Annotated in this window: 14 protein-coding genes and 1 tRNA gene; 2 read left to right on the forward strand and 13 right to left on the reverse strand. The window is 63.3% G+C overall.

What is annotated here, in order from left to right; all coding sequences use genetic code 11:
• Nucleotides 1-61: 61 nt before the first annotated feature.
• The gene (locus IG122_RS08340; RefSeq protein ID WP_193182346.1) at nt 62-685 is read left to right on the forward strand and encodes a class I SAM-dependent methyltransferase; all 624 of its coding nucleotides are present in this window, start codon (nt 62-64) and stop codon (nt 683-685) included.
• 12 nt (nt 686-697) lie between these two features.
• Here the strand turns inward: IG122_RS08340 and IG122_RS08345 are convergent, their stop codons facing one another.
• The 10 genes from IG122_RS08345 to IG122_RS08390 form a co-directional block, all read right to left on the reverse strand.
• Nucleotides 698-1,276 carry a GNAT family N-acetyltransferase gene (locus IG122_RS08345; protein WP_193182347.1) on the reverse strand — a complete coding sequence of 193 codons (579 nt, stop codon included), beginning with the start codon at nt 1,274-1,276 and terminating at the stop codon, nt 698-700.
• Nucleotides 1,277-1,352: 76 nt separating this feature from the next.
• Nucleotides 1,353-2,690, reverse strand: coding sequence for an RsmB/NOP family class I SAM-dependent RNA methyltransferase (locus IG122_RS08350; protein ID WP_193182349.1), 1,338 nt, complete (start codon nt 2,688-2,690; stop codon nt 1,353-1,355).
• A 48-nt stretch (nt 2,691-2,738) separates the two neighbouring features.
• Nucleotides 2,739-4,199 (reverse strand): IMP dehydrogenase, encoded by a 1,461-nt coding sequence (gene guaB / locus IG122_RS08355; RefSeq protein WP_193182351.1) that lies wholly within the window; start codon nt 4,197-4,199, stop codon nt 2,739-2,741.
• 123 nt (nt 4,200-4,322) lie between these two features.
• On the reverse strand, nt 4,323-4,889 hold the full coding sequence (locus tag IG122_RS08360; protein WP_193182352.1) for an NADPH-dependent FMN reductase: 567 nt from the start codon (nt 4,887-4,889) through the stop codon (nt 4,323-4,325).
• Between the two features lie 79 nt (nt 4,890-4,968).
• Entirely contained in the window at nt 4,969-5,382 is a 414-nt protein-coding gene (locus tag IG122_RS08365; protein ID WP_193182354.1) for a GNAT family N-acetyltransferase, read from the reverse strand.
• Nucleotides 5,363-6,130 carry an RlmE family RNA methyltransferase gene (locus IG122_RS08370; RefSeq protein ID WP_193182356.1) on the reverse strand — a complete coding sequence of 256 codons (768 nt, stop codon included), beginning with the start codon at nt 6,128-6,130 and terminating at the stop codon, nt 5,363-5,365. Before IG122_RS08370 ends, IG122_RS08365 begins: the two co-directional genes overlap by 20 nt.
• Before the next feature lie 48 nt (nt 6,131-6,178).
• Nucleotides 6,179-7,129, reverse strand: coding sequence for a Ppx/GppA phosphatase family protein (locus tag IG122_RS08375; protein WP_226893394.1), 951 nt, complete (start codon nt 7,127-7,129; stop codon nt 6,179-6,181).
• 292 nt (nt 7,130-7,421) lie between these two features.
• On the reverse strand, nt 7,422-8,447 hold the full coding sequence (locus tag IG122_RS08380; RefSeq protein ID WP_193182360.1) for an NAD-dependent epimerase/dehydratase family protein: 1,026 nt from the start codon (nt 8,445-8,447) through the stop codon (nt 7,422-7,424).
• Between the two features lie 159 nt (nt 8,448-8,606).
• Nucleotides 8,607-9,719: a magnesium/cobalt transporter CorA gene (gene corA, locus IG122_RS08385; protein WP_193182361.1), complete on the reverse strand. Its 1,113-nt coding sequence runs from the start codon at nt 9,717-9,719 to the stop codon at nt 8,607-8,609.
• A 21-nt stretch (nt 9,720-9,740) separates the two neighbouring features.
• The gene (locus IG122_RS08390) at nt 9,741-10,616 is read right to left on the reverse strand and encodes an MBL fold metallo-hydrolase (RefSeq protein ID WP_193182363.1); all 876 of its coding nucleotides are present in this window, start codon (nt 10,614-10,616) and stop codon (nt 9,741-9,743) included.
• Between the two features lie 197 nt (nt 10,617-10,813).
• On the opposite strand from IG122_RS08390, the gene IG122_RS08395 reads away from it, so the two are divergent.
• Nucleotides 10,814-10,887 (forward strand) — tRNA-Gln (locus IG122_RS08395).
• A 227-nt stretch (nt 10,888-11,114) separates the two neighbouring features.
• Here IG122_RS08395 and IG122_RS08400 read toward each other — a convergent pair.
• The 3 genes from IG122_RS08400 to IG122_RS08410 form a co-directional block, all read right to left on the reverse strand.
• A complete protein-coding gene (locus IG122_RS08400) occupies nt 11,115-13,115 on the reverse strand; it encodes a TRAP transporter permease (RefSeq protein ID WP_193182364.1) in 2,001 nt (666 codons plus the stop codon).
• Between the two features lie 62 nt (nt 13,116-13,177).
• Nucleotides 13,178-14,335, reverse strand: coding sequence for a TAXI family TRAP transporter solute-binding subunit (locus IG122_RS08405; RefSeq protein ID WP_193182366.1), 1,158 nt, complete (start codon nt 14,333-14,335; stop codon nt 13,178-13,180).
• 197 nt (nt 14,336-14,532) lie between these two features.
• Nucleotides 14,533-15,348, reverse strand: coding sequence for an IclR family transcriptional regulator (locus IG122_RS08410; protein WP_193182368.1), 816 nt, complete (start codon nt 15,346-15,348; stop codon nt 14,533-14,535).
• Nucleotides 15,349-15,367: the final 19 nt, after the last annotated feature.

A 15,367-nucleotide genomic window follows, 5' to 3' on the forward strand; every position in this document is an offset into this window, starting at 1 on the left:
ACCTTACGCGTTCCCGTCGCTTTCCCCCTTCAGATCGACGGAATACGGATCAGGAAACGAAATGCTGCAAAAAGCCGCGCCGGAATTTACTACCGACTGGTTCCAAATGTCCCGATCGGTCTGGGAAGCGCTCATTCCCCGGAAAAAGCCGGCCAGGATTCTCGAGATCGGTTCATATGAAGGGGCAAGTGCGTGCTTCGTCGTCCAGAAACTCGCGGACGAGCAATCGATCGAGATCCATTGCATCGATACCTGGGAAGGCAGCGTCGAGACGAAAGAGCGGGACATGGGCGCGGTCGAACGTCGCTTCGACCAGAATATGAAGATCGTGACCGAAGCCGCGGCCCGGGAGGTGAAGCTGACAAAGCACAAGGGCAGATCGGACCGGATCCTCGCCCGCCTGCTCACCGAGGGTTATGCCAGCTATTTCGATCTGGTCTATGTCGACGGTTCGCATCAGGCTCCGGATGTGCTGTGCGACGCGGTGCTGGGCTTCAGGCTTTGCCGGACCGGCGGCGTGATGGTCTTCGATGATTATCTGTGGCGGGACCCGTCCGACCCGGCGAAGAACGTCATGCGCACGCCGAAGCCGGCCATCGATGCCTTCACCAACATCTACGGGAGCAAACTCAGGTTCTTTCCGGCCGTGCTCTATCAGGTCTATCTTGAAAAACTGTCGGACTGAGCGCGGATCGGCTTACCCTTCGGCGCCGGCCAGCCGGTCCTGCAAGGCGCGGATGTCTGGCCACCTGTAGACCGTCTCTTCGGCTTTCGCGCCCATCACTGTGCATTCCATCGGCAGGTCGGGCGATCCGTCCAGTTTCTCGTAGAATGCGACGCCCGGCCGGTTGGCACTCAGAACGGTCAGCACGAGCGATCCGAAGCCTTCCTCGGCAAGGCTGTCCACGACACGACCCATCATCGCCGTGCCCACGCCGAGCCCCTGAAAGCTCGGATCGACGTAGAGCACGTAGATCTCCGCGATCTCGCCGGTCTCATTCCCCGCTGCCTTGATGTCCTGACGCCGCTGTCCGCCCTGACAGAAGCCGACGATACGGCCCTGCCAATCGGCCACCTGGAAAAAGCCCGGCACCCTGTTCTTGGCGATCGCGTTGGACCATTGAGCGGCGGAACGGACGGGACGCATTTCCAGCAGAACGCGATCCGGGAGAATGCCGACATAAGCATCCTGCCACGTCTCGACCTGAACCTTGCCGACCGCCGAAGCATCCTTCGCCTCGGCGGGACGGATCTTGATGTCTCGCGGATCCGGCATGGCTTTCCCTTTGGAGCTCTAAACTCCTCCGGGAATCATAGTGAAGACCGCCGCGGGTTCAATGCCGAATAAGCACTCAGCTATCGGCCGAGCGCTCAAGGATCTGGACGAAAAAACCATCCGTGTTGTGGCGATGCGGCGTGAGCCGCAGGCACGCGCCGTCCACCGGGCAGGCGCCGCCGCCGAGGGCAACGACGGTCTCGTTCCAGACCTCGGCGATATCGAGACTGCGGAACTCGTCGCCGCGTTCCGCGAGGAAGGCGTCGACGATGGCCTCGTTCTCTTCGGGCAGGAGCGAGCAGGTGACGTAGGCGAGCCGTCCGCCCGGCTTCACCAGCCGCGCTCCACGCTGCAGAATGACCGCCTGCAGCTTGGTAAGCTCGGCCAAATCTTCTTCGGTATAGCGCCAGCGCGCATCCGGATTGCGGCGCCAGGTTCCGGTCCCGGAACAGGGCGCGTCGACCATGACCCGGTCGAACTTTCCGGCGAGACGCTTCACGCGCCGGTCGCTGCCTTCCGCAAGCTCGTGCCGCTCGACATTGTGCAGCCCGGCGCGCCGGGTGCGGACACCGCAGCGCTCCAGCCGGCCCTTGGAGGTATCGAGCGCGAGCACGCGGCCCTTGTTCTCCATCAGCCCGGCCATGACCAGGCTCTTGCCGCCGGCCCCGGCGCAGTAATCCGCGACCTGCATGCCCGGCGCTGCGCCGAGCAGGAGCGCGGCGATCTGCGCGCCCTCGTCCTGCACTTCGATCAGCCCGTCCTTGAACAGCTTCAGCCCGTCGATCGGCTTGCGGTCGCGCGACCGGAGACCGAAGGGTGAGTAAGGGGTCGGTTCGGTGACGAGCTCCTGCTTGGCCAGCGCCTCGCGGACCGACTCCCGGTCAGCCTTGTGCAGGGGGTTGATGCGGAGATCGAAGGGCGCTTCCGTGCCCATCGCCGTCAACGCTTCCGCACGCTCGTCGCCCAGCACCGGCTCGAGGCGGCGATAGACCCATTCCGGCGTCTCCAGACGCACGGAGGCCGGCATCGCGTCGTCTCCGTCGAGCGTCTTGTCCTTCAGTGCGGAGAAGGCCCGGTTCTCGATCTCGCCGAGTGCATCCGGCGCATGTCGCTCGCCGGAGAACAGTTCCTGCACCGCCTTGCCGGTGAGCTCGTCCGTCAGCACCAGGTCGGCCATGACCCGGAGCCGGGCTGTCGGCCGTTCCACGACACCGGTGCGCTCGAGGTGCCAGTCGATCCGCGCCCGGCGGCGCAGGATCCCGTAGACCCGCTCGCGGATCGCATGGCGGTCTTTCGAGCCGGCATAGCGGCGCTGACGGAAATAGCCTTCGAGCACCCGGTCGACCGGGCGCGGATCCGCTTCGGCTTCTTCGAGAATCTCGATCGCGGCGAGAAGGCGGGCCGCAGGGATCATGGACTGTGCTTTCAAAAGTTCCGGGGGCGCGGGCGGCGCCCCTGGAGGTTACATGCTCGGCCGGTAGTTCGGCGCTTCGCGGGTAATGGTCACATCGTGGACGTGGCTCTCGCGCAGCCCGGCGCTGCTGATCCGGAGGAACTTGCAGTTCGACTGCATGTCCTTGACCGTCGCGTTGCCGGTATAGCCCATCGCCGCCCGGAGGCCGCCGATCAGCTGATGCACCACGGCCCCGACCGGCCCCTTGTAGGGCACTTGGCCCTCGATCCCTTCCGGGACGAGTTTCAGATTGTCGGAGACCTCGGCCTGGAAGTAGCGGTCCGCGGAACCGCGGGCCATCGCGCCGAGGGACCCCATGCCGCGATAGGCTTTATAGGAGCGGCCCTGATAGAGGTAGACCTCCCCCGGGCTCTCGTCCGTGCCGGCGAAGAGCGAGCCGATCATGGCGCAGTCGGCGCCGGCTGCGATCGCCTTGGCGAGATCGCCGGAATATTTGATGCCACCGTCGGAGATCACCGGAACACCGGCCTTGTGGCAGGCTTCCAGCGCACCGGTGATGGCGGTCAGCTGCGGCACGCCGACGCCGGCCACCATGCGGGTGGTGCAGATCGAGCCCGGGCCGATCCCGACCTTGACCGCGTCGGCACCGGCATCGATCAGCGCCTGTGCACCGTCACGGGTGGCGATGTTGCCGGCGATGATCTGGGTCCGGTTGCTGAGCTTGCGGATCTCGTCGACGGAATTGAGTACACCCTGGGAGTGGCCGTGGGCAGTGTCGACAACGACGATATCGACCTCGGCATCGATCAGCGCCTCGGCGCGGGCGATGCCGTCCTTGCCGGTGCCGGTCGCGGCGGCGACGCGGAGGCGGCCCTTCTCGTCCTTGCAGGCGTTCGGGTGGCTCTGCGCCTTGTCCATGTCCTTCACGGTGATCAGGCCGATGCACTTGTGATCGCCGTCCACCACCAGCAGCTTCTCGATCCGGTGCTTGTGCAGCAGCGCGCGGGCCTCTTCTGGGGTCACGTCCTCGCGGACCGTGATCACCTTCTTGGTCATCAGGTCCTTCACCGGCTGCGTCAGCTCTTTCGCGAAGCGCACGTCACGGTGGGTCAGGATACCGACCAGCTTGCCGGTCTTGGCCTTGACCACCGGAATGCCGCTGATCTTGAAGCGGGACATCAGCGCCATCGCCTCCGCGAGGCTCTGCTCCGGCGCAATCGTGACCGGGTTCACCACCATCCCGGCCTCGAACTTCTTCACCGCTCGAACCTCGTCGGCCTGCCGGGACGCGTCCATGTTCTTGTGAATGACCCCGAGTCCGCCGAGCTGCGCCATGGCAATGGCGAGCTGGCTTTCCGTCACGGTATCCATCGCCGCGGAAATCACGGGAATGCCGAGGCGAATGGTGCGGGTGAGCTGTGTGGACGTGTCGACCTGGGCTGGGAGAACCGACGAAAGAGCCGGTTCTAGAAGGACGTCGTCGAAGGTCAGAGCTTCGCGGATATCCATGGTGCCTCCGAATGCTGCGGTGGCACGGCCCTATAACACCGCCCCCCCGGACTGCCAAGCGCGAAGTGCCGAAGCTTCCGTGACGATTGCGCAGAGCTGCCATGCGGCCGCCCCAGCCGCCCCCTATGCGGCGGCGGCAACCAGCCTTGCCGCGAGGGAATCGAGGCCGCCCTGTGCCGTCTCGTCCGCCAGGTTTCCGTCGTCGGCAAAGGCGCTGCCTGCCGCCGGCACGGTGACGAAGCCCTGTACCGGGACACAACCGAGTTCACAGAGACAGTCGCGCAAACGCGGGATCACCCGGACACCGCCGAGCCGGCCCGGCGAGGCGGCCATGATGGCGACATGCTTCGATTTCAGAACGTCTTCCGGACCGCCCTTGTCCGACTTGCGCGAAACCCAGCTGAAGATGTTCACCAGAAGCGGCGGCACGAAGCCGTTATATTCCGGTGTCGCGATCAGCAGCCCGTCGTGGTCGGCGATCATCTGTTTCAGCTTGAGGATATTCTCCGGCAATCCGTGCGCGGCCTCGTCGTCGCCGTGATAGATCGGCGCCGGATAGTCGTTGAGGTCGATCAGCGTCGCCGAGCCGCCCGCCCGCCGGACGGCCTCCGCACCGGCAGCCGCCAGCCTCTTGTTCAAGGAATTTTCGCGCGCGCTGCCCGCGAATACGAGGAACTTCGCATTGCTCATGGAGGAGTCCTTGCCGGGGTTTGGAGAAATCGAACTGGATGGAAGACTTAGAGATGTGGCGCTCACACCTCAAAGCAACTCAGATTTCCCGGGAAAGGTAGAAGCGGCTGTTGCCGCTCGGATAATCGAGCGTGCCGAAGACGGAGAATCCGAGCGCCTCGTAGAAGGCGCGGGCCTGGAAATCGTAGGTATCGAGCATGATCTTGCCGGCTCGCATTTCCCGCCCCTTTTCCATGATCTTTTCGACCAGGCGCCGGCCCCATCCGTCTCCGCGCAACTCGCCGTCGAGCCAGATCGTCGATACCTCGACCGTCCCGAGATTGACCCGCCCGCCCGCACCGCCGCGCAGCCTGCCGTCAGCATCGCGGATCTCGACCGTGAAATAGCGGCTGTTCCAATCGGACCGCTCGCGGTTGAACGCGACCAAACGCTGGTCGAGTTCATAGAGGCCGTCGGTTTCACCATCGATGACGTTAAACGTCAGTCCCGTCATCCTCGTTCTCCGAATCCCCGTCTTCCCGCTGTTCGTTCTCGGGCAGCCCCCTGAATCCCATGCAGACGACATAGGCTTCCGGCGATTCCGGCCGGCTGGCGGCGGGCTTGGCATGCCGCACGGTCCGAAATGCGAGTTTCATGCGACGGAGCATTTCCTGCTCGCTTCCGCCCTTGAAAACCTTGGCGACGAAGGTTCCGCCCTCGTCCAGCACTTCGATGGCGAATTCAAGCGCCGCTTCGCAAAGCGCTGCAGTCCGCAGATGATCCGTCGGGGCGTGCCCAGTGGTGGATGCCGCCATATCGCTCAGCACCACATCGACCGGGCCTTGCATGCGTTCGCGCAAGGCGGCCAACCCCTCGTCGGTCATGAAATCGCCCTGGAACAGGTCCGCTCCGGTGACCGGTTCCATTTCCAGAAGGTCGATCCCGACGACCGAACCCCGATCCTTATCGGCTCCGACAACCGCGACCGCGATCTGGGTCCAGCCTCCGGGGGCGGCACCGAGGTCGACGACTTTCGCACCCGGCTTCAGGAAATGGAACTTCTCGTCCAGCTGCAGCAGCTTGAAGGCCGCGCGGGAGCGATAACCCAACCTCTGCGCCTCGGCCACATAGGGATCGTTGAGCTGGCGCCGCAGCCAGCGTTGCGAGGAAGGTTTGTGCCGGCGCGCATTCTTGAGCTCGACACTGGTCATCCGGGACCCAGAGCCGCGCCCGCCGCGCCGTCCGCCGCGTTTGCTTGTCATGGGCGCCTAAGTGCGCCGGAAGCGGCAGGCTCGTCAAGCGGCGGGGCGCTATTCCGCCGCAGTCACCTGCTCCAGAAGGTCGAAGAGTATGCCTTCGCGCAGCCCCCGGTCCGCGACCCGAAGCCGGCCGACCGGCCAGCGCTCGCAGATCCCCTGCAGGATCGCGCATCCGGCGACCACCAGATCCGCGCGTTCCGCACCGATGCACGGCATTGCCGCCCGCTCGCGAAAGCCGACCGATGCGAGCCGCGCCGCGATTTCCTCCATCTCCTCGAAATCGAGATAGGTTCCGTCCACCCGGTCGCGGTCGTAGCGCCTGAGATTCATGCTGATGCCGGCAAGCGTGGTCACGGTACCGGAGGTTCCGACCATCTGGACCGCGCCGTCACGGATCGCCGAACTGATATCGAAGCGGGCCTCGAAGGCGTCGAGCGCGGCGCGGGTCTCGTCCACCATCCGGCGATATGTCTCGCGGTCGAAACGGTCGCCACCGTGGCGTTCGGCCAGGGTCACGACCCCGACCGGCAGGGAAATCGCATCGAGTGCCCCACGCCCGTTGCGCGGGCTATCCGTCTCATCGCGGCGATGCCACACAAGTTCCGTGCTGCCTCCGCCGATATCGAAGACCAAGGCATTCGGGATGTCAGGATTGAACAGCGGCACACAGCCCGCGAGCGCCAGCTCGGCCTCTTCGTGGGTCGAGATGATCTCGATCTCGAGATCGGTTTCCGCAGCCACACGTTCCAGAAAGGCATCGCAGTTCCGGGCCCGGCGGCAGGCTTCGGTCGCCACCAGGCGCGACAGCGTCACATTCCGCTTCGCCATCTTGCGGGCACAGATCTTCAACGCCTGAACCGTACGTTCCATCGCGTCGTCGGACAATTTCTGGTGTTTCTGCAGGCCCTGTCCGAGGCGGACAATCCGGGAGAAGGCATCGATCACGCGAAACCCGGAGTCCGACGGGACGGCGATCAGCAGGCGGCAGTTATTCGTTCCCAAATCCAACGCCGCCAGAACAGGCTCGTGGCCTGATCCGTTTGAGCGGCGGTCGGCGCTGTTCGGCGGTTTCGGCGGGCCTTTACGCACCGGCGGACGCGGCCGCACGAAACGCCCCTTTTCCCGATCGTTCTCCGTCGAACGGCCTCCCCGGCGTGTCGATAACGAACGGCCGGCGGACATGGTTCACTCATCTCAAATGTCGCGCCCCCGGCCCTGCCGGAGGCTGTTTCAACGATGAGTGTAGTCACAATGTCCGACCTTGCCTACTCTGCGCGCCGTCTGAAATTGCATTTTATGATAAATGCGTGACAGCCCTCGAAGCGATCGGCCCACGGGCATGCTTGTCCACGTCGCTCTTTCCCGCTTCGATCTGCGCGGCGATCCATGCGTAGGTCTTCCCGAGCCCGGCTTCGAGAACCTCTGCCGGCGCCCAGTTCAGCTCCCGCTGGATCAGATCATTGTCCGAGTTGCGGCCCCGCACACCGATTGGACCGGTGACATGTTTCCGGCTCACCTGTTTGCCGGCGATCGCGCACACCATGTCGACGAGCGTGTTGATGCTGACCATCTGCTCCGAGCCGATATTCACAGGGCCAGCGAAATCGGAGCGGGTCAGGCGCAACACGCCCTCCAGGCATTCGTCGATATAAAGGAACGAGCGGGTCTGCTCGCCATCGCCCCAGATCTCGATCTCGCCGCCATCCGGCACCTCGGCGACCTTGCGGCAGATCGCGGCCGGCGCCTTCTCCCGCCCATCGTTCCATGAGCCTTCCGGGCCGAACACGTTGTGGAACCGGGCTATGCGGCATTCGAGGCCATAGTTGCGCGCGAAGGACATGAACATCCGTTCACTGAACAGCTTCTCCCAGCCGTACTCGCTGTCCGGATCGGCCGGATATGCGCTGTCCTCGCGGCAGTTCGGATTGTCCCGGTCAATCTGGTTCTCTCGCGGATAGATACAGGCGGAGGACGAATAGAAGATTCGCCGGATCCCGTTCTTCGCAGCCGTCTCGGCGACATTGAGATTGATCATCGCGGAATTGTGCATGATGTCGGCGTCGTGGCTGCCGGTGAAGACGAATCCGGCTCCGCCCATATCGGCAGCGAGCTGATAGACCTCGTCGAACGGGCGGTCCATCGCGGCCCGCACGTTCGCGGTTTCGCGTAGATCAGCGATGACAAACTCGTCGGCCGCGGTTTCGGAATAGCGCGGATATTTGAGGTCGACTCCGCGGACGAGGCATCCCTCGGTCTTCAGGCGCTTCACCAGGTGGCTGCCGATGAACCCGCCGGCGCCCAGCACAAGAACCTGTTTCATTTCCATTCCCTTCGCGCGGCGCGACCGTCCCGTCGGCCTGACTGAACTGACCCGGAACGGGTCCGGTTCGGTCATACCCTGCCAAAGTATAAAAAGTGTGAAGAATGTCAGATAACCGGACGTTTATTGTGGAAACGATTAAGATAGATCCCGGCTCGGCTACCCGTCGGGGTTCCCCTTCTTCCGCCGCCACCTGGCCGGAGGGCCGATCCAGCGCTTGCGGAAGAAATAGGTGAGCATGACCCCCGCACAGAGCGCCATCAATCCTAGGGCAAAGGGATAGCCGAAGACCCAGCCGAGCTCCGGCATGTTCCAAGGCGAAACCGAACGGTCGAAATTCATCCCGTAGAGACCGGCGATGAAACCGAGCGGCATGAAGATCGTCGCGATCAGCGTCAGCACCTTCATGATGTCGTTCAACCGCGTGCTCATGCTGGAATGATAGAAGTCTCCAAGATCGGAAGCGATTTCGCGGTCGGTTTCGATGAGATCTATCAACTGGACCAGATGATCGTAACAATCTCGCAGATAAATGCGGGTTTGGTCCTCGAAGAACGGAATATCGTCGCGAATCAGCGCATTGACCAGGTCGCGGTGCGGCCAGATCGTGCGCCTCAGGTCGAGCAGCTCGCGCCGGAGGCGATGCACCTGGGGCAACTGACCGGGTTCGGGACGAATGGTGACGGCGTCCTCGAGCTTCTCCAGCCGCTCTCCAAGGTTTTCAACGAGCGGGAAGTAATTGTCGATCGCCGCGTCGATCAGGGAATAGGCGAGGAAATCCGCACCGTACTGACGAATGCGCCCGCGCCCTTTGCGCAGGCGCTCGCGCACCGGTTCCAGACAATTCAGCTCCTGTCCCTGGAAGGTCAGGACAAACCCGGGCCCGACGAAAATGGACATCTGGTCCGTTTGCACCCGGCTCGCCTCGACGGCGGTATGCAAGACGATGAAAACATGATCGTCATACTCTTCGACCTTCGGGCGCTGGTGGGTATTGATGACATCCTCGAGCGCCAGACCGTGCAATCCGAACACCGCCCCGAGTTCCTCGACCATACCCACATCGGCGAGCCCGGTGACGCTGATCCAGAGAAGCTCCGCACCGCCCTTGAGCGTCCGTACCTCCTCTGCAGTCAGATCCTGGCGTTCGAAGAACTGCGTCGCGTCATACCCGATCGCACTGACACTCGAGCGTGCCGCCTCGGGATCGGCGACGAGCGTGCCCGGCGCCGATCCGGGAGGCGTCCGGCGCCTGTACCGCTGGCGGGTCATAGGGCTCGCTCCTGCACCGCGTCAGCCCTCGAACCGCCAGGATTCGGGGATGAGGCGGTACCCGTCCCCCTCGCGGCCCACATAGGCGAAACCGGGAAAGTGGAGATGCATGCCGGCAACCAGCAGCCTGTCGGCGGCGGCCATGTCGAAGGCCCGCCGGCGCGCCGCGATCGCGGCCTCGGGGTCGCTGTCGAAGGCCATCGTCACTCCGGGATTGCGCACCTGAATGTCCGGCACATGGCAGATATCGCCCCAGATCAGCAGCGCCTCGCCATCCGACTCGACCAGATATCCGGTATGGCCCGGCGTATGTCCGCCGAGCGGAACCGCACTCACCTGAGGGAACACGTCCTTGCCGGTCGATTTGCGCCGGTCCTGATAGGGCGCGATCTGGCGCCGCGCCTCGTCGAAATAGCGGGCCTGCTTGCTCTCGTCGGCCTTCGCCCGGGCACCGTCGTCGAACCAGTGCCTCACGTCAGCCTCGTCAACCACGATCTCGGCGTCCGGGAACAGCCGCTCCCCGCCCGGCCCGGTCAGCCCGTTCGAATGATCCGGATGCATGTGGGTCAGCAGAACGGTATCGATGTCGCCGGGCGTCAGTCCCAAGTGGCCGAGCAGAGCCGGCATCTTGCCGAGGGTCGGCCCCATCGTGTCGCCCGAGCCGGTATCGATGATGGCTGTACGCCCGCCGGCCTGAACCAGAAAACAATTCACGGAGATGCGCGGCGGCGCCGGGCGGAAATCCGCCTTCAGCAGAGCTTCGGCCTCCGGCGGATCGATCCCGACCAGCGCGGCGAAGGGCGCGTCGACATAGCCGTCGCAAATCGCTGTCACCAGCACCTCTCCGATCCGGCGGCGATAGACTGCCGGAACCTGATTGCGCGCTACGTCCGTCATTCCGTTTCCCCCGTCTGTCCCGCTCCGAGAGTCTCCAAACTTTAAGGACGGCGAATGGTTCCGTCGAGCGCTCCGCGCCGACGATCCCGGCAGGCGGAAACGGGCAGCCGGTCCTTCGAAATTCACACTTGCCATCGACCGGCAAGATGGCTAGTTTCCGGCCCCTGCCGCGAGCGCATCCGTAGCGCCGATCCCGTTGGGGGATAGTTTAACGGTAGAACAGCGGACTCTGACTCCGTCAGTCCTGGTTCGAATCCAGGTCCCCCAGCCATTCTTCTCCTGACATTTATGTCTCTTGTGGGCCCAGAGGGCGCTGTCACACCTTCAGGCGATGAGCGGCATGCACCGGGAACCTGGTTGAGGATCATGCGACACTGGCAACGGTTTTCCATTGAGCCAAGGCCGCGCGGTACGGTGGAGCTTCATCTGCCGATCATAGCGTCGTTCTCAATGCGATCGTGCTTCGTGTGACAGCCCCGTCCAAGCAGGTGTCCGTCGTCAGGCGGCTGTTCTCTTGCCAGGCTCGACCAGATGCCTGCGTCGCCATGCGAAGGTGGCGGGAATGAGGGCGAGGGCAGCACCGGCGAGTGACATTTCTACCGGCCCGAGATTCATCAGCCCACCGAAGGGCGCGGCGACCAGCAGGCCCGACAGCGAGAGCAAAGTCCGCATCGCGATGGAGACGGTGCCGCGACCGAGGCTGCCTACGAAAGCGAGATAGCCCTGCATCCCGGCCGCCAGGAGCCAGACGCCGAGGAACGCACTGAGGACACTGGTGACGACCTCGGGCATCGGCGCCTGTCCGATCAGCGCCGGATTAAGGACGAAGAAGAACGGAATGACGTATATCACCACGCCAAGCTGCGTCGCCTGCCAGGCCGCAGCCATCGGATTCGCCCCGGCCAATGTTGCGGCGGAAAACGCACCGAGAGCGACCGGCGGTGTGATGAAACTGACCATCCCCCAATAGAGAATGAAGAGGTGGACGGCGAGTTCGTTGAGGCCAGCCTGTACCAGCGCGGGAGCAAGCACCACTGCGAGGAAAATATAGCAGGCGGTTACCGTCATCCCCATTCCGAAAATGAAGGAGGTCAGGGCGCCCATGAGGAGCAGCATCGCCGTGGAATTGCCCGCAGCATGCACCAGTTCGTTCGCCAGCGGTCCGGTCAGGCCGGTCGCCTGGAACGCGCCGACGATCATGCCGATGCCCAGCAGGATCGACACGATCTCGGACAGAGTCCGGCCCACCGAGACGATCATGTCGACGAAGTCGCGCCACGTGAATCTGTCGCGCCGGCTGAACTGATTGAAAACCAGCAGCAGGGCGACGGAGTAGAAGGGAGCGGTCGTCTCCCATCTGTAGGCGGTCATGAGAACGATGAGTAGTGCGAAAACGAGGATGTAAGGCCAGCCCTGCCGCAGGGTGTCGCGGATTTTAGGCAGCTCCGCTCTCGACAGGCCGGAGAGGCCGCGCCGGGCGGAATAGGCGTCGATCTGAACGAACAGGCCGAAATAAAAGAGTGCGGATGGAATTGCTGCGGCCAGCATGATCTCGACGTAAGGGCGCCCCAGCCACGACGACATCACGAAAGCGGTGGCGCCCATGATCGGCGGCATGAGCACGCCGCCCGTGGAGGCGCAGGCCTCGATCGCGGCGGCGATTCTCGCGGAGAAGCCGCTGGATTTCATCGCCGGGATGGAAACGGCACCGGTCGTGAGCACGTTGGAGATCACCGATCCGGACATGGATCCCATGAAACCCGATGCGAAGATCGACACCTTGCCCGCCCCGCCGCGGTATTGCCCGACCAACGCCATCGCAAGATCGTTGAAAAAGCGCCCGCCGCCGGTGAACTGAAGGACCGCGCCGAAGAGGATGAATCCGATGACAAGCGTCCCGAATGCCTGCATCGGAATGCCGAAGGACGCCTCCGGGGAAATCATGAAGTACGGCACCACGTCGGTGAAGGGCTGGGTGAAGCCGCTCAACGGATCGGGGACACTGCTGGCGAAGGTCGGGTAGAGTGAGAAGATCAGAACCACGGCGAACAGGATTAGCCCGCCCGCCCGGCGCGTCCCCTCGAGGATCAGCAGGTAGAGCGCGATGGACATCCATTTCGCGGTCTCCGGTGCTGCATATTCCCATCCGTTCCGAAGGCTCTGATCGGAGGTGTAGGCGAAATATCCGCCGATGAGCAGCGTCGGGACGACAAGGAGCCAATCGTACCAGGGGACATCGGCCGAGCGCCGGCCTGTGATCCGGAACGCGAGGAAGGTAACCGAAAGAAAGATGCCCGCGAGAAGATAGAGATACGTCCCTTCAAGCATCGCGGCACCGCCGATCCGCAGGTTGAAGAGCTGCTTGATCGCAAGCAGGATCGCGACCGTAGAGGCGATCCCGATGTACCACCGGGCCACACCTGAAAACGTCAATGTCTCGCTTACGATCTCGTCTTCGAGAGCCCTTGTCACACGATCGTTGACCACGTCATCGTTCATCTTAGCGCCATGCCTTACATGCCGGAGGACGTTCGGGCGGGCTCTTCACCCGCCCGGCCAACTCAGAAGGCGACCTCAAAACCACCGGCCTTCAGAGCCTCTCGCCGCTTTTCCGCCCATGCCACATCCCAATCGTCAGGTGCTGCGGCCTTGAGCTCGCCCCATGCGGCGGCCAGCGCATTCTGACGGGCGATGAGCCTGTCGTTGTGCTTCTTTGCCTCCTCGGTCCAGACCCCGGCCTCCTTGTAGTAGCGGATTGCGCCAGCGTGGTAAGGGATCACCCATTCAAGTTGTTGAAACTCTATCGCCCAGCCCTCGATGCCGGGGGCCTTGCCGGAATAGACGGGCAGAAGATCGAACATCGCCTTGGTCATATTGTAGGCGAGGTCCTCGTCGGTGGTGTCGAGTGCGATGAGGATCGGATAAGGGAAGGCAGCCATGTCCCGGCCATCAGTGCCGTCAATGTTCGCGCCAACCGTCCCGCGTGACTTGATGTAGTAAGGAGCGACGTCGGTCAGCCGCTTAAAGGCAGCTTCGTCGGACGGATCGAACGGGGGCCAGTAAAGACCGCGCGGGCTTGACGCCGCTTCATAGGTCCGGCCGGAGTTGGTGGACGAGAAGGCAACGTCGACGGTGCCGTCGACTATGCCTTTCCATGCAGCGCCAAAACTTCCGAATTCGACCGTCTCGACGTCGCTCCACGTTAGCCCGCCATAGGCCAGCCACGCGGAGGTGTTCGTGTTGAGCGCGGGCGCGCCTTTAATGGAGGCGACGCGGAGCCCCTTTATATCGGCATAGGTGAAGCCCTTGCAGTCCGGCTTGCCGACCTCGTCGCAAGCCTCGCGCGCGACACCGACCGACATGGCCACACCGCCGCCAGAATTGGTGCCGAGCAGACGGATCTTTTGTGGCCCCCAGGTCTCTCGCCCGAAGTCCAACACGCCTTCCTGCGCAAGATAGACCCCGATACCGCTCAGTGAGAACGGGACCTTGCCCTGCCGCAGCGGTTCCATCCGTGCGATGTCGTTGCCCGCAGGCAGAATCCGCAAGTTGATCCCGGCCTTATCTTGGAGGGCCGCACCGATGGCCACGGCCTCGTTGTACCCTGCGGATCCGGTCCCATAGGCGGTCCAGGCGAGCTGTTTTGGCAGTTCGAAATCGGCGGCGTTGACCCCGAACGAAACCAAGCACATCGCAGCCACATAGATGAACTTTTGCATCGTATCCTCCCTTTGTTCCCAGCGCTTTAGGTCGCTGACTTTATCGCTAGCCTTGCACGGGAATGACCTATCATCAAATATTTTTCTATTTATTGGTCTGAAATTACATATTGTTCAATATAATTGAACTATCAATTCAGACAACAGGAACCCTGCGGGCGGAGCCGTCGCGCGCAGTTTTTGACTGTCGTTGGATTTCAGGCGTGAGGAGGAGGCAGTCGAAAGACACCTGACAGGCGCATGGACGCAGCGGCCTCGGCCAGCCGGGGGCCAAAATCCGTTTCGAAATATTCGGCCACCGCGCGATAGCGCGGCACGGCGCAAGCTATGGCAACAAAGAGGCCGTCTTCGGTTCGGCCGATTGGCGCACCGGCAGCGACCAGTTCCGGTCGCCAATCCCCGTATGACACGCAGAAGCCGTCGGTCCGGCAACGTGCCACGGCGGCCTCCATCACCGGAAGGGAGTCCTCCAGATCCTGCCCGTGGATCGCTCGGATCTCCGCGATCTTGGCATCATAGTCCGTGGGCGGCAGCATCGAGAGCATGGACCAGCCGAGCGCGGAATGATGCAGCGGCCCGGACTGGCCGATGTCGGGAACGTGCGGCCAGCTGGGCGGAAGACCCGCCGTCTGAACGTGGATGAAGGAGTCTCCCGACATCACACCGATCGAGGCGTTGCCCGAGCACATCTCGGCCATTTCGCGCATCAGGGCACTGACATTATGGCGCCACGGCATTGTCGCCAGAACGGGATAGTTCAGGGAGAGCAGTCGCGGCGCGAGGCGGAACGCCCCCGTCTGCGTCTTGCGCAGGTAGCCGAGATGGAGAAGCGTCTTGCACAGGCGTGAAACGGTCGGCCGCTTCAACCCCATACGACGCGCGATCTCCGCATTGGACAGCTCCTGCTCGTCCGCGGAGAAACACTGGAGGATCTCGATCCCGCGCATCAGCGTCGAAGAAATGGAAGTATCGAGTTCGGTGACCAGATCCGTTGCCTGTTCGCCCGCCGGCACCTCCGGCCCTGTCGCCGCT

It is taken from the genome of Nisaea sediminum, assembly GCF_014904705.1.
Taxonomy (GTDB): Bacteria; Pseudomonadota; Alphaproteobacteria; order Thalassobaculales; family Thalassobaculaceae; genus Nisaea; species Nisaea sediminum.